Annotated in this window: 1 tRNA gene; it reads left to right on the top strand. The window is 52.7% G+C overall.

The annotated features are described in order from the left end of the window. Positions 1 to 4: 4 nt before the first annotated feature. Positions 5 to 89: transfer RNA gene (locus K0F85_RS28365), tRNA-Leu, on the top strand. Positions 90 to 438: the final 349 nt, after the last annotated feature.

Here is a 438-nt window from a genome sequence, read left to right as displayed (position 1 = left end):
CAATGCCCACGTGGCGGAATTGGTAGACGCGCATGGTTCAGGTCCATGTGCCTTCGGGTGTAGGGGTTCGAGTCCCTTCGTGGGCACCATTACCTAATTCGCAAAGAGCCGCAAACTTTCACGAGTTTGCGGCTTTTTTCATTTCTGCGGCGAAAAGCCCTACTTCCCGGCAAGCCGGCCGCGCGGGGACAGAAAGCTGCGCGTCAGCGCTGAAAAAACAGGCAGATTTAAGCTTTTTTCATAGGGAACAGCCCTTTTCAAACGAAAAAACATGTTTCTTGAAGAAAAGTGCGAAATGTTGATTGACCGAATGCGCGCCAGCCCTTATGATTTTGTCCTCGCTGCAGAACACGCAGCGACAAGCAGCAAGCAGTAGCAATGCCCACGTGGCGGAATTGGTAGACGCGCATGGTTCAGGTCCATGTGCCTTCGGGTGTA

It is taken from the genome of Janthinobacterium sp. UMAB-56, from assembly GCF_900095265.1.
In the GTDB taxonomy this organism is placed as follows: domain Bacteria; phylum Pseudomonadota; class Gammaproteobacteria; order Burkholderiales; family Burkholderiaceae_D; genus Janthinobacterium.
This window is presented reverse-complemented; position numbering and strand designations above follow the sequence as displayed.